We start from the raw sequence: 19,910 nt of genomic DNA, 5'->3' as shown, positions 1-19,910 counted from the left end.
CTGCCCCTGCTTTCTTGTTCGGGGCTAGCCGCGCGAGTTGTCGAACCCGTGCATCCGTCGCGCCCATTGAAACGCGACAACCGCCCCCTTCAGTCTTGGCAGAAGGTAAAGCGAGAGCGCGACCGCGCCAACCGCAAAAATGGTGAACATGATCAGGGGCTCGGGGCGCCAGGTCACGAACACGATATGCAGAAGCGGCGCCATCAGGTGCCCGACGAACAGGATCGTCAGGTAGGCGGGGCCATCATCGGCGCGCTGGGGCGTGAAATCCTCTTTGCAGACGGCACAGTGATCGCGCACTTTGAGATACCCTTTGAGAAGGGGGCCGTTTCCGCAATTGGGACATTTCCTGCGCCAGCCCTTGATCAGGGCCGGCCAGATTGGTCGGTCTTCCGCTGTGGCGGTCATGGTGTTCATTTTTTCCCTCGCTGTATCGGCACAAAATGTGGGCATTCGGCCCATATTTAAAGGGTGCAAAATGCCTTGCGTCCCGATGTCGCAAAAACGCGTTGCCAAGTTGTTGCATTTTTTTCGACGGAAAGCGGTGGCCGGCACGTTTCAGATGCAACGAACCGGGCAGGAGGCCGGGTTCGGAACACTGGACACCACGGAACCGACCAAAGGAGTTCTGAGACATGAAACGCAATTATTTCATCGCTGGTATTGTTGCCACGGCATTGGGTTTGACGGCAGTCAGCGTTGCCGCCAGCGGATATGGCGGCAAAGACAAGGGACCGCGCGGTCCGAAGATGAGCTTTGAGGAACTGGATTCGAATGGAGACGGGTTCGTCACCCAGGACGAACTGGATGCGCATCACAAGGCGCGGTTCGATGCCATGGACGCCAACGGTGATGGCGTGATCAGCGCCGAAGAGCTCAAGGCGGGCATGATGAAACGCGCCCAGGAACGCGCCGAACTGCGCAGCGCCAAGATGATGGAGCACATGGACGCCGATGGTGACGGTGCGCTGAGCATGGAAGAGATGCAGCAGGGCCGAAAGGGCATGGGCATGAAACGGGCCGAGGGCAAGGGCACAATGATCGAGCGGTTCGACAGCGACGGGGACGGCAAGATATCGAAAGCAGAGTTCGATGCAGCCCGCGAGCAGATGGGCAAGCGTCATGGCAAGATGCATGGCGGCATGCACGGCGGCATGAAGGGTCAAATGAAAGGTGTGGACCAGTAAGGTTGATGGTCGGGCGGGCATGCGTTTTGCCCGCCCGGCAATTGCAAGATCACGCGTGAACAGCTAGCCATCGGTCCCAATGGACATGCCCTACGATACGCAAGAGGATATTCCCGACGACGCCTTGTTGGTGCTTTATGCCAACGGGGACGCTGCGGCGGCGCGCGTCCTGACGCTGCGGTTGACGCCTCGGGTATTTTCCCATGCCTACCGGGTTCTGGGCGACCGGGACGAGGCCGAGGACGTGGCGCAGGAGGCATTGATCCGGTTGTGGAAGGTCGCGCCGGACTGGCGGCAAGGAGAAGCCAAGGTCACGACATGGCTTTATCGGGTGGTGGCCAATCTCTGCACGGACAGACTGCGCAAGGCGCGGGGTGTGGCGCTGGATGCGGTGGCCGAACCGGCGGACGAGGCGCGTGGGCCGGCAGAAACCTTGCTTGAGCAGGCGCGGATGGATGCGTTGCAGGCTGCGCTTGGAGGCTTGCCCGAGCGGCAGCGTCAGGCGGTGGTGCTGCGCCACATCGAAGGTTTGGGCAATCCCGAGATTGCCGAGATATTAGAGATCAGCGTCGAGGCGGTGGAAAGCCTGACGGCGCGGGGAAAAAGGGCGCTGGCGGTGGCATTGGCCGGGCAGCGCGCAGCGTTGGGGTATTCGGATGACTGAGAAAGACACGGACGACAAGATGCTGGACGCCCTGTTTGACGCTGCGCGTGAGGATGCGGCGGCCTCCCCGTCAGCGTCACTGATGGCGCGAGTGCTGGAAGATGCGTCGGCGTTGCAGCCATCTGCTGAGCCCGGGGCAGTGCAGGGGCGACGTGACGGGTTCTGGCGGGCGCTTTTGCGCAACCTGGGTGGATGGCCATCGGTAGGTGGTCTGGCAACGGCGGCGGTCGCCGGGCTCTGGATCGGGATCGCAGGATCGACCAGCCAGATCGGCAGCACGCTTGGAGCGCAGGTGTTGTCAGGAGGGCAGGACGCGGTTCTGTCCGAGTTTGACAATAGTTATGCGTTCCTGTTGGACTAGGGGAAGATCATGACGCAAGACACGGAAAAGAAACCCGGAATGCGGCGAGGACTGCGGTTGTTGCTGATCGGCTCGCTGGCGCTCAACCTTTTGGTGGTGGGTGTCGTCGGCGGCGCAGTGATCTCGCACCAGCGGGGCGTGTTTGGCAGCCACCCGGACCGGTTCGGTTCTCCCTATGTGCGCGCCTTTTCGCACGAACACCGGCGGGAGATGGGCAAGGCGTTGCGGCAGGCCTATCGACAGGCGGATGTGGACCGGCGCGGTGATCGGCAGAGTTTCGAGCGTGTGGTCGCCTTGTTACGCGCGACACCGCTGGATCGGGATGCCTTGCGCGAAGAACTGGTCAAGCAGGCCATGGGAAGTGCGGTTCGCCGCGACATGGCGCAGGGGCTCTGGCTTGAAAAAATTGAAGCCATGAGCGGTGCGGAACGTGCCGACTATGCGGATCGGCTGGAGGATAGCCTCAAACACGGCAACAGGAAGAAGTACGACAAGCGCGACTGATCGCCGTCAGGCCTAGGCCGGGGCCTGTCCAAGTGTGACCTGGTCGCGGCCATGGGCCTTGGCGCCATAAAGCGCCTGGTCGGCGAGATCGATCAGGTCCGTGGCGCTGTGGGCAGGGCTTTCCCCGGCCTTGGGCAAAGCGGGTGGATTGCCGACGGTGACACCGATGCTGACCGTGACCGGGATCTGGATGTCGCGCCCTTGCAGGTAGACCGGATCGGCGCGCACGGCTGCGCAGAGGCGGCGAGCAACTTTAGTGGCGTGTGCCCTGTCTGCCCGCTGCAACACGATCAGGAATTCCTCTCCGCCAATCCGGGCAATCAGGTCGGCTTCGGTCAGGGTTTCTCGCATGCGGCGGGCGATCTCTGACAGCACGACGTCGCCCGCCGCGTGGCCGTAGCGGTCGTTGATGGACTTGAAGTGGTCCAGATCGGCCACCATCACCGCGAAGCTTCGGTTCATCGTGCGGGCCTGGCGGGCGATGCGCGCCAGTTGCGGCAACGCGTAGCGGCGGTTGTGCAGACCGGTGAGCGGATCGGTCACGGCGGCGTTCAACCCGTCCTGCACGTTCTGGCGCAAGCGATCAACGAGACGCTTGCGTTTGATCAGTGTCGCCAGTCGGAAAGACAGCTCCTCGGCGTCGAACCCCTCGGTCATTACGTCATTGGCCCCAAGGTCAAGCGCGTCGACGCAGGTTCCGTTATCCGGGGTGGACAGGACGGCAAGGATGACCGCCTTACGGGTTGCAGAGCGCGCGCGGATCTCGGCGATGAAACGAAGCCCCTCTTCGGGAGCGCTGGGATCGAGCGCGATCACGAAGGCATCGGGCACCGGATATTTGGCGAGGTTGGAGAGTGCCACGCTGAGCGGATGGTGACGCAGTTCGTAGGGAACTAGTGGTTTGAGATGGGTGCGCCAGCGCACCCCCTGGTCCGGTGCCGCAGTTGCAAAAAGCACCGATGCCGGGTGTTCGAATCCCGGCGCGACTTCGGCAAAGCCCAGCATCCGGGCGGTGGTATCGCGCAGGCGCAACTCTTCTATCGTATCGTGCCCCCGCATCAGGCTGCGGATGCGCGCCAGTAACACAGCGTCTTCGGGCGGTTTGCAGATCACGTCATCCGCCCCCGCATCAAGACAGGCAAGCCGGGTGCCCCGGCTGTTATCCGGCGCCACCATGATCACCGGAATCTGCCCGGTCACTTCGCGCGTCTTGAGCCGTTGGCAAAGCGACAGGCCGGTCATATCGGGCAGGTCATTGCCCAGAAGGATCAAATCGGGTGCGGTACGGGTGATCTGGGCCAGTGCATCCTGGGCGGTCGCGGCCTGTTCAACCTGGTAAAAGGCCGAGGACAGCTTGACCTTGAGTACGATGCGGTTCGTGGCAACGCTGTCGATGATCAGAATACGTCCGGGCATGAAAGAACCTGGGAAGTTGCCAAAGGGTTGAATCAATTTGTATGTGCATTGGTTAAGAAAACATTTCGAAAGCTGTGAAAAATGTCCTTGTCTGTCGAAACCGCCGAAACGATTGCTCTTCGGGCCCTGACCTGGCTTGTGGCCAATGACGAGTTGCTTCCCGTGTTTCTGGGGGCGACAGGGGCGTCCGTGGATGACCTCAAGGGGCAGGCTGCTGATCGCGGTTTTCTCGGGTCGGTTCTGGAATTCCTGACGATGGATGACGCCTGGGTGGTGGCATTCTGTGATGCGGAAGGCTTTCCATATGAAACGCCAATGATGGCGGCGCAGACACTTTCGGGCGAGGCGCGGATGCACTGGACCTGAGATACATGTCATCCAAGCGTATTGCGCTTGTGCCATGGCACTTGGCGGGGCAGTGTGCGTCCTGAAGTAAGAGAGAGGCAGATCATGCGCGCAGATGGAATCTTGTTCGACAAGGACGGTACGTTGTTCGATTTCGGGGCGACGTGGAATGTCTGGGCGGCGGATGCGATCCGGGGATTTGCAAAGGGTGATGAAGCGCTTGCGAGGCGGATCGCGCAGGAACTGGTTTTTGACCTTGAGGCGGGCGCTTTCCTGCCCGAAAGCTTCGTGATTGCCGGGACCAACCGCGAAGCCGCCGAGGCGGTGGCGCGGGCGCTGCCGGGGGCGGACGTGGGCGAGATCGAGATCAAGCTCATGGAGGATGCTGCCGAGGCACCGCTTGTGCCGGCGGTTGACCTTGCGCCCTATCTTGAGGGGTTGGCCGCGTCGGGGCTTCGCCTTGGGGTGATGACCAATGACACCGAGTTTGCCGCGCGCGCGCAACTGCGCACTGTGGGGGTCGAGGGCCATTTCGATTTCATAGCCGGGTTTGACAGCGGGTTCGGGGCCAAGCCTGACCCCCGCCCGCTTCTGGCTTTTGCCGACGCGCTGCAGCTTGATCCGGGACGTGTCGTGATGGTCGGAGATAGCACTCATGACCTGATCGCCGGGCGCAGGGCGGGGATGCAAACTGTGGCCGTGCTGACCGGCATGGCAAGAACCGAGGAGCTTTCTCCGCACGCGGACGTGGTGCTGGACCACATCGGGTATTTGTCAGAGTGGCTGCGGGCCTGAGCATTGACGGGGATCGGCCCAGCCATCGCGAGAGAATTCGAAGTCACAATGGGCGGGCGCGGCGCTTGATGCATCAAATGCGACAGGGCGTGTCGTAAAGACACAGGTTCGCGGCGCGGGCTCGTGATCTTCTGAATCGTGACAGCGATACGGGAGGCCGAAATGGGCGAAGGCGAAACACGTCGGCGGCGCGGTGGTGGACGTGCCGGAAATGCAGCGCGGCGCAAGGTGAAGGGGGCGATCGAACAGATGCCCTGGCGCTTGCCCGTCAATATGGACCGCCCAACCGAACCGCTGAGTGCGGAGGGGGTCGAGCGCATCCATGAAGGCGCGATGCGCATTCTCGAAGAGATCGGTATCGAGTTCTACAATACCGAGGCGCGCGATATCCTGAAGGAAGCAGGCTGTATCGTTGACGGGGACAACGTGCGCATGGGGCGCGAGTTCATCATGGAGATGGTGAAGAAAGCGCCGCCAAGCTGGACCCTGACTCCGCGCAACCCGGACCGCCAGATCGTGATGGGTGACAACCACATCCTGTTTGGCAATGTCAGCTCGCCGCCGAATTTCTGGGACATGGAAATCGGGCGTAAGGTGCCCGGCACGCGCGAGATGTGCGCCAATCTGTTCAAGTTGAGCCAGTATTTCAATTGCATCCATTTTGTCGGCGGCTATCCGGTCGAACCGCAGGACATCCATGCCAGCATTCGCCATCTGGACGTGCTTTATGACAAGCTCACGCTGACCGACAAGGTGGCGCACACCTATTCGCTGGGTAAGGAGCGGGTGGAAGACGCGATGGAGATGGTGCGCATCTCCGGTGGCTGGACGGACGAGGAGTTCGAAGCCAGTCCGAAAATGTATACGAACATCAACTCCACGTCGCCGCTCAAGCATGACGAGCCGATGATGGATGGCTGGATGCGGATGGCGCGCCGCAATCAGGGATTGGTCGTCACACCGTTCACGCTGGCCGGGGCCATGGCGCCCGTAACCATGGCGGGCGCGGTGGCGCAGTCTTTGGCCGAGGGGCTGTGTGCAATTGCGCTGGCGCAGTATATCCGGCCCGGTGCGGCCTGTGCGATCGGGACATTTACCAGCAATGTCGACATGAAATCGGGTGCCCCGGCCTTTGGTACGCCGGAATACATGCGTGCCACGCAGATGACGGGACAGATGGCCCGGTATTATGGCTTGCCGATGCGGGCAAGCGGTGTTTGCGCCGCCAACGTGCCAGACGGGCAGGCAATGTGGGAGACAAGCAACAGCCTGTGGTCGGCGGTGCAGTCCGGGGCCAACATGGTTTACCACGCGGCGGGCTGGCTTGAGGGCGGGTTGATCGCGTCGCCCGAGAAATTCGTCATGGATTGCGAAGTACTGCAGATGATCCAGCGCTATATGGAGCCAGAAGTCTGGGCGACAGGGCCAGACGAAATTGCTATCGACGCAATCAAGGCGGTGGGGAGCCAGGGGCATTTCTTTGGTATCCAACACACGCAGGACCGCTATACGAGCGCGTTTTATCAGCCCTTCGTGTCGGACTGGCGCAATTTCGAAGCATGGGAGGCGGCCGGGGCAGTCTGGACTCCAGAGCGCGCGCATCAGGTTTACAAGGAAATCCTGGCCGATTTCGAGGAACCTGCCATGGATGTGGCAATCCGCGAGGAACTGGCCGAATTCGTGGCGCGGCGCAAGGCCGAAGGGGGCGCGCCGACAGATTTCTGATGTCGTGGCGGCACTTGCGAGAATGGCGCATTGTTCCGGGACGCAAAACGGGCCTAGACTGAGGCAGTTTCGCGGGAGAGCATGATGCGGGCCAAAGACAGACAGAGCCTTGTGGGGCGCGCCGAGCTGACACTGATCGGGGCGCTGGCAGGGCTGGCCATGTGGGTGCTGATCGAAAAGGCACCCGATGTCCTAACCAATCCGCACATGTTCCTGACCGTGGCCAGCGCCGTGGCCGGGTATTTCGCGGTACTGCTGGCGCTGGCCGGTCCGGCAAATATCCGGCGAGCCGGTGTGGCGGCGGGGGTGCTCAGCCTTCCTGCCGCAGGGCTGGCGGGTTGGGCCAGCATGCGATTTGATACGCTGGAGGCCTTTTTCGATGCGGGGCATCCGGTGATTGCCTGGATCGTGCTCCTGTTTGTCGGCACACCATTCCTTGCCGCCTGGCTCGAAAGGCCGCGCGAGGTCTGGGACTATGCGCGGCTGTTTGACTGCGCGTGGGGCATCGTGGTGCGCTATGGCGCGGCATGGCTGTTTGTGGGCGTATTCTGGGCCGTGGTATTCCTGTCGGACGCTTTGCTGCAGCTAGTTGGCGTGTCGATCATCGAGGATCTGCTGGATCATGATCTGGTGCCGCATCTTATCATCGGTGCCGTGCTTGGGCTGGCGCTGGCGGTCGTCTACGAGATGCGCGAGTACCTGTCTCCCTTCCTGTTGCTGCGCCTGTTGCGGCTGCTTGTGCCGGTCATGCTGGTGGTGGTGATCGTGTTCGTCGGGGCGCTTTTGCTGCGCGGACCCGGAACGTTGTTTGGGGGGCTGAGTCCGACGGCGACGCTTTTGGCGGTGGCGCTGGGCATGGTGTCGCTGGTTAGTATCGCAATCGACAAGCAGGATGACAGGGCAGTGCGCGCAGGCTGGATGCGGAGCGCGTCGGCGCTTTTGGCGCTGCTGCTGCCGGTGATCGGGGGCATGGCGGCCTATGCGCTGTGGCTGCGTGTTGGGGAACACGGCTGGACGCCGGGGCGGCTTGCCGCGGTGGTGATTGCGCTGTTCGTGCTGGCCTATGCCGTGAGCTATGCCGTTGCGGTGGCGCTGCGTGGTGCGTGGATGGCGCATATCCGGCGTGCGAACATGATCATCGCAGGGGGCATTCTGGTGGCTTGTGCAGTGTGGTTGACCCCGGTGCTTAATGCAGAGGCGATTGCGGCGAGAAGCCAGATCAAGCGTATTCTGGACGGTCGGGTCGTGATCGCACAAGGCGCGGTTTGGGAAATGACCCATGAATGGGGGCGTCCGGGGCGTGAAGCACTTGAGCGCGGTCTGGCCAATGCCGGAGAAAAGGCCGAAGCGTTGCAAAAGGCGATGGTGGCGGCCAAATCCGAGCGCGCGACGCCAGTCCCCGATGGCGGATTGCGTGGTGAGGCGATTTTGGCCTTGCTGCAGGTTCTGCCCGAAGGGGCAGCGCCGGGTGTGGATGTGCTGGGTACGCTTCCGGCCTATCTGGTCGAGGATTGGCAACGGCTTTGTGGCGCGGCGCGGGCGCCGGGTTGCGTGCTGGTGATGGCGGATTTCGACCCGTCCCGGACCGGAGATGAGGGTATCGTGTTCCTGCCCGGTCGCAATGAGACCTATGATGCCATGCATGTCTGGGTCGAAGCGGACCGTATGATGGTGGGCAGCTACATCGGAGGCTATGGCTCCGGCATCCTGAGCCGGAGTGATGTCGCGGCGATTGCAGCGGGGCAATACCGCGTTGCGCCATCAAGCAAGCGGTCGCTGTGGGTCGGCGAAACGGAACTTTTCCCCGAGAACTGATCCCGTTGGGATTTTCTTAAGCCCCTTCTGCCTAGACTGCTTGGGCAATGCAGGGGAAACAGTCATGCACGGGCTGATCAACAGGGCGATTCAATGTTTCGTTCAAGATAGTTATGGACAGCAGCGATGGGTCGATGTGACCGAGCGCGCGGGACTAGATATTCTCGAGTTCGAGGCCATGCTGCATTACGAGGATGCCATAACGGACCAGTTGATTGATGCGGCGGCTGTGGAAATCGGCGCCCCACGCGAAACCGTTCTGGAAGATATCGGTACCTACCTGGTCTCGCACCCCAATGTCGAAGCGCTGCGCCGGTTATTGCGGTTTGGCGGGGTGAATTTTGTCGAGTTTCTGCATTCGCTGGATGACCTCCCGGACCGCGCGCGACTGGCCGTGGATGACCTGCGCCTTCCGGCGCTGGAACTGCGGGAACATGCAAGTGACCGGTTCAGCCTGACCTGTCGCTATTCGCATCCGGGTTTTGGTCACGTGATGATGGGAATTTTGCGAACGCTTGCGGATGACTATGGCGCGCTCGTATTTCTGGAGCATCAGGGCGGGCAAGAGGGCTTTGAGGTGATCGACATCACCCTGATCGAAACCGCGTTTGCACGGGGGCGGCAATTCGATCTTGGGGCGAGGGCCGGGTAGACGATGACTTGTCAGCGCACTCTGTTCGCATTGTTGGACGTGCTGTGCCCGATGCATGTGGTATTGAATACATCGGGCCATGTCAGTCATGCGGGGCCGACCGCCGTGAAGATTGCCGGCGATCGCCCGCTGGTTGGAGAGCGGTTTCTGGAACTATTCGAGCTGCTGCGCCCGCGCGCGGTGACGTCTATGGCCCAGCTTCTGCAGGTGGCCGGGGTCAAGCTTCATCTACGTACCCGCGAGCCAATGCAGACCGGGATCAAGGGCGTTCTCGTGCCGCTTCCGGATGGGGGCGGGGCGGTTGTCAACCTGAGTTTCGGGATCTCGATCCTGGATGCCGTGCGGGATTACGCGCTGACTTCGGCGGATTTTGCGGCGACCGATCTGACGATCGAGATGCTCTACCTTGTTGAGGCCAAGTCGGCGGCAATGGCCGCGTCACGTAAGCTCAACCAGCGGCTTCAAGGAGCGATGATCGCAGCGGAGGAGCAGGCCTTTACCGATACACTGACCGGTTTGAAAAACCGCCGGGCGTTGGATCATATCCTGCCCCGGTTGGTGCAGGAGCGGCGTGCCTTCGGGCTGATGCACCTGGACCTGGACTTCTTCAAGGCGGTGAATGATACGATGGGCCACCCTGCCGGCGATCACGTCCTGCAACGCGTGGCGCGGGTTCTGGTGGAGTCAAGCCGTGATGACGATTGTGTGGCGCGGGTCGGCGGGGATGAGTTCGTCTTGGTTTTTCGCGGGATCACCGATGACGAGACCTTGGGGCGGATTGCGCAACGCATTATCAGTGAAGTTGAAAAACCCATCGCGTTTCAGGAACATACCTGCAAAGTTTCCGCCAGCGTCGGAATTGCCGTCTTCCCCGGAGATGTCGAGGCAACGGTGGACCAACTGATGGCCGACGCAGACCGGGCCCTTTATGCCTCCAAGCACAAAGGGCGGGCGACCTATACGATTTTTGCACCTTGTCCGCGCCAGAAAGACTCGCCAGACGTCCTTTGAGATGAAACCGTCACCCGTTGGCGATCATGTCCATGCGTTTGCGGGCCTCGGCGGTCATGAAATCGACAAACAGGCGGATCTTGGGGTCCTGAAACTTGCGGTGCGGATAAACGCAGCCAAAGCTGGCGGGCAGGGGCGGGGTGGTGGGCAGCACTTCGACCAGCGCTCCCGCAGCGATGTGTCGGGCCACATCGAAACGTGGTTTGTTCGCGATGCCTGCCCCATCAAGAGCCCACTGCGTGAGAACATCACCATCATCGGCATCAAAACGCCCCTTGGCCTCGATCTTGCGCACTCCAGCTGGGGTCTGCAGGGTCCAGAAATACTCGGGTGAGCGGGGGAAGCGCAGCAAAAGACAATTGTGCCCGCTCAGCAAATCGTCGGGCGTCTGCGGCGTGCCTTTGTTTTCGAGGTAGGACGGCGCGGCGACAAGGATGCGGTCGCAGTCGGCGATTTTGCGCAGTTTGAGGTTGGAGTCCTTGAGCTCACCAAGAACAAAGGCTACGTCGAGTCCGTCCTCGAACAGGTCGACCTTGCGGTCCGACAGACGCAGGCGCACGTCGACCATCGGGTAGAGTGTTGTGAACTCCGGGATCAGCGGTGCGATCACGCGCCGTCCAATCCCCAACGGGGCCGTCACCCGAATGGTGCCACGTGGTGAGTCCGAAAATCCGGCGACCACGGCCTCGGCCTCTTCCAGCGCGTCGATCACCTTGCGCGCGTGGTCATAGAACACCTTCCCTACTTCGGTCGGTGAAAGGTTCCGCGTGGTGCGGTTGAACAGGCGCACGCCAAGACGGGCTTCAAGTTCCTTGACCCTGTTCGAGGCCACCGCCGGGGTCAGGCGCAGATCACGCCCGCCCGATGTGATCGAACCAAGCTCGACCACACGCACGAACACTTTGAGGCTTTCCAGATAGGGCATGGCGGTCTCTTGCATCTGCGGAGCGGGGGATTGTCATGAGTATAGCGCATTGTGAGCGCGGCACTTTCAATGATTTTTTGAAAGAGCATTGCAGGAGTTCCGCGTTCGAGGTCCGGCGGACCGCGCGGGCTAGACACTCAAGGCGAGAACACGCGAAATCTGTGTCAGGCCGCGTCCGGACTGCTCCATCCAAGTGTTGAAGGCGGATTGAACTGCCCGCATTGCCCCCTTGGAACTGGGTTGCTTGTCGATTACCCCTTCGGCAATTAGGCGGGCCACGACGTCGCGGCTCAAGATGAAACTGTCGCGCCCCATGAAGCGCATGGCGTATTGGCCGGTATTGCCGCCAATACGCGAGCCACCCTTTTTCATGAATTCCAACAGACCAACGTAATCGGTCGAGGGCCATCCGCCCAGCACCACGCCCGCGCCGCCCTGATCACGCAACCCTTGCAGGAAATGGGCGTTGTCGATCACGGTGCGTATTTTGGGACCATTGCGCACAATGGCGGTGTTGGACATCAGGCGGTCCATGTCCTCGTCATGCAGAAAGGCGCAGCGGTCAACGTCGAAACCGTGGAACGCTTCTTCGAACCCGTCCCACTTGTTTTCGATGACCTGCCAGTTGAACCCGGCCTGAAACACGCCCTTGGTCAGTTGAGCGAGCCAGCGATCCTCGGGAATTTTGGCAAGTGCCTCGGGCGGGGCAGGGATCGGCAAGAGGGCTTCGAGGGCGTCAAACCCGCCCTTGCGTCCGGCAGAGATGGCATAGAGGTCGTCGAAAGAGCGCATCAGTGTTTCCTTGTGGATAGGGCGGGCTGCCTCGGGCGGGAGTATTTTTGGCAAAATGAAGATCGGCCCGCCAGGGTAGTCATTCCGCGACCTGGAACCCTTCGATCAGCTGGCGCAGGCCAAAGGCGGCCCCGGCGAAGATCGCCAAAAGGGTAATCGGGGCAGAGATGGCCAGAAGCGAGAAGGCGGTGATGCCCTGTCCGACGGTGCAGCCAAGGGCGATGACTGCGCCGACGCCCATGATCACAGCGCCGAGGATCTGGCGGCGCAGCTCACGTGGGTCTTCGCAGGCCTCCCAGCGGAAATGGCCGCGGATCATCGAGCCGATAAACGCACCTAGCCAGACGCCCGCGACCGATCCGACGGCGAAGGAGAGCGGGCGTACAGAACCTGTCATTGCAAAAAGGATGCTTTCGCCGACCGGGGCGGAAAAGCTGTGCGAGACCAGCTGCAATCCCTCAAAGCCGTTCCGATAAATCCAGAACGTGCCAACCCAGCCCGACACGACGGCAAACGCCACAGCGAGAGCCCAGAAGATCGAAACCGGTTCGCGCAGGAAGTCGCGCGATGCCAGGGCCGCAATGGTGATCACGCTTCCGATGGCGAGGCCGATGGAGATCGGCGACAGGCCAAGTGACGCGCCGAGGTAGTGGGCGATGCCGGGGGGCGTGCCGGTAACGTCGACCTGTGGAAAGACCATGTTGCGCAAAGGCGCCAGCGGGCCTGCCAGAACGACATAGGCCGAAACCCCCATGACAAGAACGATCACGAAAGACCGCAGATCGCCGCCGCCAAGCCGGGCGATGGCGCCGTAGCCGCAATTCCCGGCCAGCGCCATGCCATAGCCGAACATCAACCCACCCAGGACCGAGGCAACCGGCATCCATCGAATCGAGAAGTAGAAAGAGGTTTCGGGCTGCAGGCCGCCAAGTGCCATGGCGGCAAAGCTCCCAAGGATGGCGGCTCCGATGGCAAGCATATACATGCGCATGCGCAGTGTGGAACCACCATAGAGCAGATCTTCGATTGCGCCGAGCGTGCAGAACCTGCCCAAACGCGCTGCAAGTCCCAGTAGAATGCCGCCTAGCAGGCCGATCAGGGTCGCGAGGTTGTTGTCGCCCAGCGTCTCAATCAGCGAATCCATCATTGGCCAGAGCCTCCCCACTCGCACAACCACACAGGGGTCTGACCGGGTTCCGCAGTCACTCGTCGTTGCAGAAAAGGTCGTAGACCACTTCGAGTATACGGCGGGGACGATGGTCTGCCAAACGGTAATAGATCGTCTTGCCTTCGCGGCGAGGAATCACCAGGCCTTCGAGGCGGAGGCGGGAAAGTTGTTGCGATACAGCCGCCTGACGGGCGGACAGCAGGTCTTCGAGTTCGGTCACGGATTTTTCACCCGACACGAGATGGCATAGGATCATCAGACGCCCTTCGTGGCTGATCGCCTTCAGGAAGTTCGAGGCCGTGGTCGCGTTATCGACCATGCGGTCCATTTCTTCGACTGTGATGTCGTCACTGAAGACGGGTAGTGCCATTGGTCTGTCCCCTTTTGGTGAGCCGGACCCGGGGTGATTTCGGGGGGCGACGGGCCGGTTTTGTGGCGCTCGTTAATTTATTTGTCCGTTTTTGGCCAGTGGGCCGATTGGGTTTCCTTGAAAAGCGCAGCGATAAAGCAACGCTTTGGGGTGCTTTACCGGGTTGCGCCTTTGAACCCGGCATGTTCGGTCAGCATGTTTTCCACATGCCACCAGAAGAAGTCCTCGCCGGGATAGCCTTCGAGCCGCGTGATCTCTGCACCGTCCTCGACAAGAATGAAAGTCGGGGTGAAGTTCACGCGACGCGCATAGGTCACGTCATCCGGTTTTTCGCGCAGCTGTGCGCGGCGCAAGGGTGCGAATTGACCAGCTTCGGTCTTGGGATAGATACCGGCGATCTCTGCGTTCCACTGTTTGCAGGTATAACAGCCAGGCTGTTCGACGATGATTAGTTCAACCGCCCACGCGGGAAGGGCCGCAAGCGCGGCGAAAGCTGTCGCAATCAGGGATGAGCGCAAAAACATGATTGCCTTCAAACATTGTCTCGTTACACTCAACATAATATGAATATGTGAATTGATCAAGGAGCGTGCATGCTCGAGATTTCCTATGCCGGGGCGGCCTTGGCGGGGTTGCTGTCGTTCTTCACGCCCTGCGTGTTGCCGATGGTGCCGTTTTACCTGTGTTATATGGCGGGGATTTCAATGGCGGAGCTGCATGGGGATGGCGGTATTGCCCCCGGCGCGCAGAAAAGGCTGGTGGTTTCTGCGATCTTCTTTGCCTTGGGCGTGACGACAATCTTTGTTCTGCTTGGGATGGGGGCGACCGCGTTGGGGCAGGCCTTTGCCCAGTGGCGCGATCCGCTTTCCTATGTGGCGGCGGCGGTGCTCGCGCTGTTCGGGCTGCACTTTCTTGGCGTGATCAAGGTGCCATTCCTTTACCGCGAAGCGCGGCTGGAGAGTACGGCTGAACCGACCACGATCATTGGCGCCTATGTGATGGGGCTGGCCTTTGGCTTTGGCTGGACGCCCTGTGTGGGGCCGGCGCTGGCGTCGATTCTCATGGTGGCCAGCGGCATGGGCGACATCTGGAAGGGCGCGTTGTTGCTGTTGGTTTACGGGCTGGCCATGACGGCCCCGTTTGTCATCGCAGCCTTGTTTGCCAAGCCGTTCCTGCGCTGGATGCAGCGCAACCGGAAATATCTGGCCTATGTGGAGAAGGTCATGGGGGCCATGTTGATCATTTTTGCAATCCTGATCGCGACGAATGCGGTTAACCTGATTGCACAGTTCATGATTGAATGGGTGCCGGGCTTCGGCGCCTTGGGGTAGGATTTTTCGGGAGGAGTGCGACAATGAAAGCTTGGATAGGAGCGCTTGCGGGCGCGATGATGGCGCTGCCGGTCTGGGCGGCCGAGTTAGGTGATGACGGGCTGCATAAGACGGCTTGGTTCAGAGATACCTTCAAGGATTTGCAGGAAGATGCCGCAGAGGCGGCGGCCGAGGGCAAGCGGCTCTTGGTGGTCATCGAACAGCGCGGCTGTATCTATTGCACGAAGATGCATGAGACCACGTTTCTTGATCCCCGTGTGATGCAACTGTTGGAAGAGGACTACTTCCCTGTGCAGGTCAACTTGCATGGCGCGACGGAAATGATCGACACTGATGGGGATGAACGCAGCGAACGCGACATGGCTCGCAAGTGGGGCGTCATGTTCACGCCGACCATGATTTTTATGCCGCCCGAAGTGGACATGGAAACGCCAGCCACGGCGCAGGCGGTGGCGATCATGCCGGGAGCTTTTGCGCCGGGAACCACGCTGGACCTGCTGACTTGGGTCAAGGAAGAACGCTATCTCGACCAGTCCGAGGAGGATTTTCAGCGCTATCACGCGCGTATGATTCGAGAGCGCAACGACGGCCATACCGACTAGGGCCAAATAAGGTCGAAACCGCAACCTTGCGCAGGATTCGACCTTCTCTCATTCCTTAAGGATTAATAATCTACCTTGTTTCACTGGGGCGGGGTAAGAAAATTGCTTTCAAAAATTCATGTTCATGAATTTGTTGTTGCGTTCAGCATAGCCGGTGGACTACGGTATGCCGAGCTTACCCAGGGAACGAACAGGGAGCCAAGGGAGGAAACATGAAGCTTTCAACACTGACAGCGGCGGCGGTTCTGGTCGCAGGCATCGCCCAGGCCGAAACAGTCGCGCCGACGAATGTCGTCTTTACCGAGGGTGGGGCCGTAGAGGCCTCGCTGACCGGCAAGCCGGGTGATGCGGCAAAGGGCGCAGAGGTTTACGGCTCCAAGAAACTGGGCAACTGCGTTGCCTGTCACGAGATCACCACTCAGGATGTCGCCTTTCCGGGCAACGTGGGGCCGCAGCTGGACGGCGTTGCGGACCGTTGGAACGAGGCCGAGTTGCGCGGTATCCTGACCAATTCCAAGATGACCTTCGAAGGCACCATGATGCCTGCCTATTACAAGGTCGAAGGGTTCATCCGCCCCGGCAAAGCCTATACCGGCAAGGCGGCTGACGACAGTTTTGGCCCGCTCCTGAGCGCGGAACAAATCGAAGACGTAATCGCATTCCTGATGACGCTCAAAGAAGAGTGATCAGGGTATTCTGACGAAGGAGACAGAAATGGACTTCACGAGACGTGAAACCCTGGCCCTCGGCGCGGGTGCTGCTCTTGCAGCCGCTCTGCCGCTGAAGGCATTTGCCGGTTCGCATGGCGGTCTGGCGGACGAAGCCATTGCCGCCTTTACCGGTGGCGCAGACGTGGGCGAGGGCGGCATCGAGCTGACCGCGCCTGAAATCGCGGAAAACGGCAACACGGTTCCGATCGAAGTGTCGGCACCGGGCGCCTCCGCCATCATGGTGCTGGCCGCCGGCAACCCGACCCCGGGTGTCGCGACCTTCAACTTCGGCCCGCTGGCCGCAAGTCAGGCCGCGTCGACCCGTATCCGCCTCGCGGGTACGCAGGACGTGGTGGCCGTGGCCAAACTGGCCGATGGCAGCTTTGTGAAAGCGTCGTCGACCGTGAAAGTGACCATTGGCGGCTGCGGCGGCTAAGGCAAAGGAGTTAGAGACATGGCATCTGGTGTAAAACCCCGCGTTAAGGTCCCGAAAACAGCTGCTGCTGGTGAGGCGATCACCATCAAGACCCTGATCAGCCACAAGATGGAATCGGGTCAGCGCAAGGATAAAGAGGGCAACCTCATTCCGCGTTCGATCATCAACCGCTTCACTTGCGAGTTTAACGGCGAGTCGGTGATCGACGTTGAGATCCATCCTGCGGTTTCGACCAACCCCTATTTCCAGTTTGACGCGACAGTCCCGGAAGCGGGCGAGTTCAAGTTCACCTGGTACGATGATGACGGGTCGGTCTACGACGAGACCAAGAAGGTTGCGGTCGGCTAAGCGCCCCGGAAAAACCTAGGCAAGAAAGTTCCGCCCCGCTGAGGGGGCGGGACGGACCCAAGGGAGGAAATGCGATGAAATTCAAGGCAATGAGCACAATTGCCGCGCTGGCCATAACGGTGCCGATGTGGGCCATGGCCGATCCGGACGACGACGTTCTGGTGCTGAACGGCGAGACCGAAATGGTCACGAAAACCGCCGCACCCGCGCATCTGTCGGACGCGATGGACGAGGTCATGTCGGGCTGGCACTTCCGCTCGGACGAAACCCAAGTGATGCAGGCGGACGATTTCGACAACCCCGGCATGGTGTTTGTCGAAAACGCGATGGCTGCGTGGGAAACACCCGAGGGTAGCGAAGGCAAATCCTGCGCAAGCTGCCACGGAGCTGCCGAGGAATTGGCAGGCGTGAAGCCGACCTATCCCAAGTGGAACGACGGTGCGGAAACCGTGTACACGTTGCAGATGGCAATGAACGATTGCCGCACCAAGCGCATGGGTGCCGAAGCCTGGGGCTATGACAAAGGGCCCGCGATCGAGATGGAAGCCCTTCTGTCCAGCGTGTCGCGCGGCATGCCCGTGAACGTGGCCATCGACGGCCCCGCGCAGGCCACCTGGGAACTGGGTAAAGAGCTTTACTATACCCGGACTGGTCAGCTCGAACTGAGCTGCGCCAACTGCCACGAAGACAACTATGGCAACATGATCCGTGCTGACCACCTCAGCCAGGGCCAGATCAACGGCTTCCCGACCTACCGTCTGAAGAATGCCAAGCTGAACGGTGTTCACAGCCGCTTCAAGGGCTGCGTGCGTGACACCCGCGCCGAAACCTATAGCCCCGGTTCTGCCGAGTTCATTGCGCTGGAGCTTTATGTCTCCTCGCGCGCCAACGGTCTGTCGGTCGAAGGTCCGTCGGTTCGTAACTAAAGACATTCTGAACCCGCGCCGGGAGACTGGCGCGGGTTTTTCTGCTTAAACAAATTCACACATGCGAATGTTTGTCGCATTGACACTTGGAAAGGCTTGCCCCTGATGATCTCCCGTCGTGATTTCCTCCAGGTCTCCATGGCTGCTTCGGCAATGTTGGGCACCAGCGGTTTTGGCAACTGGGCCCGTTTGGCCGCGCAGCAGGCGCTGACGCAGGACCAGCTTCTGGAATTCGAGACCTTTGGCAATATCTCCCTGATCCACGTCACGGATATTCATGCCCAGCTCAAGCCGATCTATTTCCGCGAGCCGTCGGTCAACCTCGGGGTAGGGGCCAACAAGGGCCACGTCCCGCACATCACCGGTGCGGATTTCCGCAAAGCCTATGGCATCAATGACGGCAGCCCGTCGGCCTATGCGCTGACCCATGATGATTTCTCGTCGCTGGCGCAGGCCTATGGCCGTGTGGGTGGGCTTGATCGGGTGTCGACCGTGATCAACGCGATCCGCGCGGATCGGCCTGATGCGCTGCTGCTGGATGGTGGCGACACGTGGCATGGCTCTTATACCTGCTATCAAACCGAAGGGCAGGACATGGTCAACGTGATGAACGCGTTGAAACCGGATGCGATGACCTTCCATTGGGAATTCACGCTTGGCTCCGAGCGGGTGAACGAGATTGTCGAGGGGTTGCCCTTTGCCGCTCTTGGCCAGAACATCTTTGACGCGGAGTGGGATGAGCCGGCCGAGCTGTTCAAGCCTTACAAGTTCTTTGAACGCGGAGGCGCCAAGGTGGCCGTGATCGGGCAGGCGTTCCCTTACATGCCGATTGCCAACCCGCGCTGGATGTTCCCAGAGTATTCGTTCGGGATTCGCGACGAGAACATGCAGGAGATGGTGGACGAGGTCCGTGGCATGGGTGCTGACGTGGTTGTCGTGCTGTCCCACAACGGGTTCGACGTCGACAAGAAGATGGCGAGCGTTGTCTCGGGCATCGACGTGATCCTGTCGGGGCACACCCATGACGCGCTTCCCGAGCCGGTGCTTGTGGGTCAGACCCATATCATCGCGTCTGGCTCAAACGGCAAGTTCGTCAGCCGCGTGGATCTCGATGTGCGCGACGGCAAGATGATGGGCCTCAAACACAAGCTGATCCCGATCTTCTCGGACGTGATCGCGCCCGATCCGATGATCACCAAGCTGATCGACGAACAGCGCGCGCCCTTTGCCGAGCAACTGGCCGAGGTGATCGGTCAAACCGACAGCCTGCTGTATCGTCGCGGCAATTTCAACGGCACATGGGACGACCTGATCTGTGATGCGCTGCTGAGCGAGCGCGAGGCCGACATCGCCATGAGCCCCGGTGTGCGCTGGGGACCGAGCCTTGTGCCGGGTGACGACATAACGCGAGAGGACATCTGGAACGTCACGTCGATGTCCTATGGTGAGGCGTATCGCACTGAAATGACGGGTGAATTCATCAAGGTTATCCTTGAGGACGTGGCCGACAACATCTTCAACCCGGACCCCTATTACCAGCAGGGTGGCGACATGGTGCGGATCGGTGGCATGGGCTATCGCATCGACATCAACAAGCCGCAGGGCGAGCGGATCAGCGAGATGACGCTTTTGAGCACGGGTGAAGCGATTGATCCGGCCAAGACCTACAACGTGGCGGGCTGGGCCTCGGTCAACGAGGGCACCGAAGGACCGCAGATCTGGGATGTGGTGGAAAGCCATATCCGCAAGCTGGGCACGGTTTCCGTGACCCCGCGCGACAATGTGAAAGTGGTGGGCGCGTAATTTCGCGTCCCCCTCAAATCCACT

24 protein-coding genes are annotated in these 19,910 nt (G+C 60.6%); 17 read left to right on the top strand and 7 right to left on the bottom strand.

The window, feature by feature from the left end:
* Nucleotides 1-24: 24 nt before the first annotated feature.
* Nucleotides 25-417, bottom strand: a complete 393-nt coding sequence (locus tag ACS3QZ_RS06865) for a DUF983 domain-containing protein (RefSeq protein WP_093094948.1) — start codon at nt 415-417, stop codon at nt 25-27.
* 218 nt (nt 418-635) lie between these two features.
* On the opposite strand from ACS3QZ_RS06865, the gene ACS3QZ_RS06860 reads away from it, so the two are divergent.
* The 4 genes from ACS3QZ_RS06860 to ACS3QZ_RS06845 all read left to right on the top strand — a co-directional run bounded on the left by ACS3QZ_RS06860 (nt 636) and on the right by ACS3QZ_RS06845 (nt 2,716).
* A complete protein-coding gene (locus tag ACS3QZ_RS06860) occupies nt 636-1,187 on the top strand; it encodes an EF-hand domain-containing protein (RefSeq protein ID WP_456037160.1) in 552 nt (183 codons plus the stop codon).
* A gap of 79 nt (nt 1,188-1,266) precedes the next feature.
* Nucleotides 1,267-1,851, top strand: a complete 585-nt coding sequence (locus ACS3QZ_RS06855; RefSeq protein WP_456037159.1) for an RNA polymerase sigma factor — start codon at nt 1,267-1,269, stop codon at nt 1,849-1,851.
* A complete protein-coding gene (locus ACS3QZ_RS06850; protein WP_456037158.1) occupies nt 1,844-2,212 on the top strand; it encodes a hypothetical protein in 369 nt (122 codons plus the stop codon). The genes ACS3QZ_RS06855 and ACS3QZ_RS06850 overlap by 8 nt, the downstream gene beginning before the upstream one ends.
* 9 nt (nt 2,213-2,221) lie before the next feature.
* Complete coding sequence (locus ACS3QZ_RS06845; RefSeq protein ID WP_456037157.1) at nt 2,222-2,716, top strand: periplasmic heavy metal sensor; 495 nt, start codon at nt 2,222-2,224, stop codon at nt 2,714-2,716.
* A 12-nt stretch (nt 2,717-2,728) separates the two neighbouring features.
* On the opposite strand, the gene ACS3QZ_RS06840 is transcribed toward ACS3QZ_RS06845, so the two are convergent.
* A complete protein-coding gene (locus tag ACS3QZ_RS06840) occupies nt 2,729-4,132 on the bottom strand; it encodes a diguanylate cyclase (protein WP_456037156.1) in 1,404 nt (467 codons plus the stop codon).
* An 81-nt stretch (nt 4,133-4,213) separates the two neighbouring features.
* On the opposite strand from ACS3QZ_RS06840, the gene ACS3QZ_RS06835 reads away from it, so the two are divergent.
* The 6 genes from ACS3QZ_RS06835 to ACS3QZ_RS06810 all read left to right on the top strand — a co-directional run bounded on the left by ACS3QZ_RS06835 (nt 4,214) and on the right by ACS3QZ_RS06810 (nt 10,475).
* A complete protein-coding gene (locus ACS3QZ_RS06835) occupies nt 4,214-4,498 on the top strand; it encodes a DUF3572 domain-containing protein (protein ID WP_456037155.1) in 285 nt (94 codons plus the stop codon).
* An 84-nt stretch (nt 4,499-4,582) separates the two neighbouring features.
* Nucleotides 4,583-5,272, top strand: coding sequence for an HAD family hydrolase (locus ACS3QZ_RS06830; RefSeq protein ID WP_456037154.1), 690 nt, complete (start codon nt 4,583-4,585; stop codon nt 5,270-5,272).
* A 162-nt stretch (nt 5,273-5,434) separates the two neighbouring features.
* Nucleotides 5,435-6,997: a trimethylamine methyltransferase family protein gene (locus tag ACS3QZ_RS06825; protein ID WP_456037153.1), complete on the top strand. Its 1,563-nt coding sequence runs from the start codon at nt 5,435-5,437 to the stop codon at nt 6,995-6,997.
* Nucleotides 6,998-7,081: 84 nt separating this feature from the next.
* A complete protein-coding gene (locus ACS3QZ_RS06820) occupies nt 7,082-8,812 on the top strand; it encodes a DUF4153 domain-containing protein (RefSeq protein WP_456037152.1) in 1,731 nt (576 codons plus the stop codon).
* Nucleotides 8,813-8,876: 64 nt separating this feature from the next.
* Nucleotides 8,877-9,464: a heme NO-binding domain-containing protein gene (locus ACS3QZ_RS06815; protein WP_093094920.1), complete on the top strand. Its 588-nt coding sequence runs from the start codon at nt 8,877-8,879 to the stop codon at nt 9,462-9,464.
* Between the two features lie 3 nt (nt 9,465-9,467).
* Nucleotides 9,468-10,475 carry a diguanylate cyclase domain-containing protein gene (locus tag ACS3QZ_RS06810; protein ID WP_456037151.1) on the top strand — a complete coding sequence of 336 codons (1,008 nt, stop codon included), beginning with the start codon at nt 9,468-9,470 and terminating at the stop codon, nt 10,473-10,475.
* 10 nt (nt 10,476-10,485) lie between these two features.
* Here ACS3QZ_RS06810 and ACS3QZ_RS06805 read toward each other — a convergent pair whose 3' ends face one another.
* From ACS3QZ_RS06805 to ACS3QZ_RS06785, 5 genes are all read right to left on the bottom strand, one after another.
* The gene (locus ACS3QZ_RS06805) at nt 10,486-11,400 is read right to left on the bottom strand and encodes a LysR family transcriptional regulator (protein ID WP_456037150.1); all 915 of its coding nucleotides are present in this window, start codon (nt 11,398-11,400) and stop codon (nt 10,486-10,488) included.
* A gap of 129 nt (nt 11,401-11,529) precedes the next feature.
* Entirely contained in the window at nt 11,530-12,192 is a 663-nt protein-coding gene (locus ACS3QZ_RS06800) for a DNA-3-methyladenine glycosylase I (RefSeq protein WP_456037149.1), read from the bottom strand.
* A gap of 79 nt (nt 12,193-12,271) precedes the next feature.
* Nucleotides 12,272-13,339, bottom strand: coding sequence for a YeeE/YedE family protein (locus tag ACS3QZ_RS06795; protein WP_456037148.1), 1,068 nt, complete (start codon nt 13,337-13,339; stop codon nt 12,272-12,274).
* 55 nt (nt 13,340-13,394) lie between these two features.
* Complete coding sequence (locus tag ACS3QZ_RS06790) at nt 13,395-13,730, bottom strand: ArsR/SmtB family transcription factor (RefSeq protein ID WP_456037147.1); 336 nt, start codon at nt 13,728-13,730, stop codon at nt 13,395-13,397.
* Nucleotides 13,731-13,885: 155 nt separating this feature from the next.
* Nucleotides 13,886-14,254, bottom strand: coding sequence for a thioredoxin fold domain-containing protein (locus tag ACS3QZ_RS06785; protein ID WP_456037146.1), 369 nt, complete (start codon nt 14,252-14,254; stop codon nt 13,886-13,888).
* 69 nt (nt 14,255-14,323) lie between these two features.
* Here ACS3QZ_RS06785 and ACS3QZ_RS06780 point away from each other — a divergent pair, with 69 nt between their 5' ends.
* From ACS3QZ_RS06780 to soxB, 7 genes are all read left to right on the top strand, one after another.
* The gene (locus tag ACS3QZ_RS06780; RefSeq protein ID WP_456037145.1) at nt 14,324-15,061 is read left to right on the top strand and encodes a cytochrome c biogenesis CcdA family protein; all 738 of its coding nucleotides are present in this window, start codon (nt 14,324-14,326) and stop codon (nt 15,059-15,061) included.
* Nucleotides 15,062-15,084: 23 nt separating this feature from the next.
* Nucleotides 15,085-15,663: a thioredoxin family protein gene (locus tag ACS3QZ_RS06775; RefSeq protein WP_456037144.1), complete on the top strand. Its 579-nt coding sequence runs from the start codon at nt 15,085-15,087 to the stop codon at nt 15,661-15,663.
* A gap of 212 nt (nt 15,664-15,875) precedes the next feature.
* A complete protein-coding gene (soxX, locus tag ACS3QZ_RS06770) occupies nt 15,876-16,349 on the top strand; it encodes a sulfur oxidation c-type cytochrome SoxX (RefSeq protein WP_456037143.1) in 474 nt (157 codons plus the stop codon).
* A 28-nt stretch (nt 16,350-16,377) separates the two neighbouring features.
* Nucleotides 16,378-16,809, top strand: coding sequence for a thiosulfate oxidation carrier protein SoxY (gene soxY / locus ACS3QZ_RS06765; protein ID WP_093094898.1), 432 nt, complete (start codon nt 16,378-16,380; stop codon nt 16,807-16,809).
* 18 nt (nt 16,810-16,827) lie between these two features.
* Nucleotides 16,828-17,157: a thiosulfate oxidation carrier complex protein SoxZ gene (soxZ, locus tag ACS3QZ_RS06760; protein ID WP_456037142.1), complete on the top strand. Its 330-nt coding sequence runs from the start codon at nt 16,828-16,830 to the stop codon at nt 17,155-17,157.
* A gap of 74 nt (nt 17,158-17,231) precedes the next feature.
* Nucleotides 17,232-18,083: a sulfur oxidation c-type cytochrome SoxA gene (gene soxA / locus ACS3QZ_RS06755; protein ID WP_456037141.1), complete on the top strand. Its 852-nt coding sequence runs from the start codon at nt 17,232-17,234 to the stop codon at nt 18,081-18,083.
* Between the two features lie 105 nt (nt 18,084-18,188).
* On the top strand, nt 18,189-19,886 hold the full coding sequence (gene soxB / locus ACS3QZ_RS06750; RefSeq protein WP_456037140.1) for a thiosulfohydrolase SoxB: 1,698 nt from the start codon (nt 18,189-18,191) through the stop codon (nt 19,884-19,886).
* Nucleotides 19,887-19,910 lie beyond the last annotated feature (24 nt).

Source organism: Shimia sp. W99 (assembly GCF_053851455.3).
The sequence above is the reverse complement of the archived record's forward strand: the minus strand, read 5'-3'. Positions and strand labels throughout refer to the sequence as shown.

Coding starts and splice junctions, on each gene's coding strand:
- ACS3QZ_RS06775 (WP_456037144.1), top strand. CDS start 15,085: ATGAAAGCTTGGATAGGAGCGCTTGCGGGCGCGATGATGGCGCTGCCG.
- ACS3QZ_RS06825 (WP_456037153.1), top strand. CDS start 5,435: ATGGGCGAAGGCGAAACACGTCGGCGGCGCGGTGGTGGACGTGCCGGA.
- ACS3QZ_RS06850 (WP_456037158.1), top strand. CDS start 1,844: ATGACTGAGAAAGACACGGACGACAAGATGCTGGACGCCCTGTTTGAC.
- ACS3QZ_RS06860 (WP_456037160.1), top strand. CDS start 636: ATGAAACGCAATTATTTCATCGCTGGTATTGTTGCCACGGCATTGGGT.
- soxB (WP_456037140.1), top strand. CDS start 18,189: ATGATCTCCCGTCGTGATTTCCTCCAGGTCTCCATGGCTGCTTCGGCA.
- ACS3QZ_RS06855 (WP_456037159.1), top strand. CDS start 1,267: ATGGACATGCCCTACGATACGCAAGAGGATATTCCCGACGACGCCTTG.
- soxX (WP_456037143.1), top strand. CDS start 15,876: ATGAAGCTTTCAACACTGACAGCGGCGGCGGTTCTGGTCGCAGGCATC.
- ACS3QZ_RS06805 (WP_456037150.1), bottom strand. CDS start 11,400: ATGCCCTATCTGGAAAGCCTCAAAGTGTTCGTGCGTGTGGTCGAGCTT.
- ACS3QZ_RS06865 (WP_093094948.1), bottom strand. CDS start 417: ATGAACACCATGACCGCCACAGCGGAAGACCGACCAATCTGGCCGGCC.
- ACS3QZ_RS06830 (WP_456037154.1), top strand. CDS start 4,583: ATGCGCGCAGATGGAATCTTGTTCGACAAGGACGGTACGTTGTTCGAT.
- ACS3QZ_RS06835 (WP_456037155.1), top strand. CDS start 4,214: ATGTCCTTGTCTGTCGAAACCGCCGAAACGATTGCTCTTCGGGCCCTG.
- ACS3QZ_RS06810 (WP_456037151.1), top strand. CDS start 9,468: ATGACTTGTCAGCGCACTCTGTTCGCATTGTTGGACGTGCTGTGCCCG.
- ACS3QZ_RS06785 (WP_456037146.1), bottom strand. CDS start 14,254: ATGTTTTTGCGCTCATCCCTGATTGCGACAGCTTTCGCCGCGCTTGCG.
- soxA (WP_456037141.1), top strand. CDS start 17,232: ATGAAATTCAAGGCAATGAGCACAATTGCCGCGCTGGCCATAACGGTG.
- soxZ (WP_456037142.1), top strand. CDS start 16,828: ATGGCATCTGGTGTAAAACCCCGCGTTAAGGTCCCGAAAACAGCTGCT.
- ACS3QZ_RS06790 (WP_456037147.1), bottom strand. CDS start 13,730: ATGGCACTACCCGTCTTCAGTGACGACATCACAGTCGAAGAAATGGAC.
- ACS3QZ_RS06800 (WP_456037149.1), bottom strand. CDS start 12,192: ATGCGCTCTTTCGACGACCTCTATGCCATCTCTGCCGGACGCAAGGGC.
- ACS3QZ_RS06815 (WP_093094920.1), top strand. CDS start 8,877: ATGCACGGGCTGATCAACAGGGCGATTCAATGTTTCGTTCAAGATAGT.
- ACS3QZ_RS06845 (WP_456037157.1), top strand. CDS start 2,222: ATGACGCAAGACACGGAAAAGAAACCCGGAATGCGGCGAGGACTGCGG.
- ACS3QZ_RS06795 (WP_456037148.1), bottom strand. CDS start 13,339: ATGATGGATTCGCTGATTGAGACGCTGGGCGACAACAACCTCGCGACC.
- ACS3QZ_RS06780 (WP_456037145.1), top strand. CDS start 14,324: ATGCTCGAGATTTCCTATGCCGGGGCGGCCTTGGCGGGGTTGCTGTCG.
- soxY (WP_093094898.1), top strand. CDS start 16,378: ATGGACTTCACGAGACGTGAAACCCTGGCCCTCGGCGCGGGTGCTGCT.
- ACS3QZ_RS06840 (WP_456037156.1), bottom strand. CDS start 4,132: ATGCCCGGACGTATTCTGATCATCGACAGCGTTGCCACGAACCGCATC.
- ACS3QZ_RS06820 (WP_456037152.1), top strand. CDS start 7,082: ATGCGGGCCAAAGACAGACAGAGCCTTGTGGGGCGCGCCGAGCTGACA.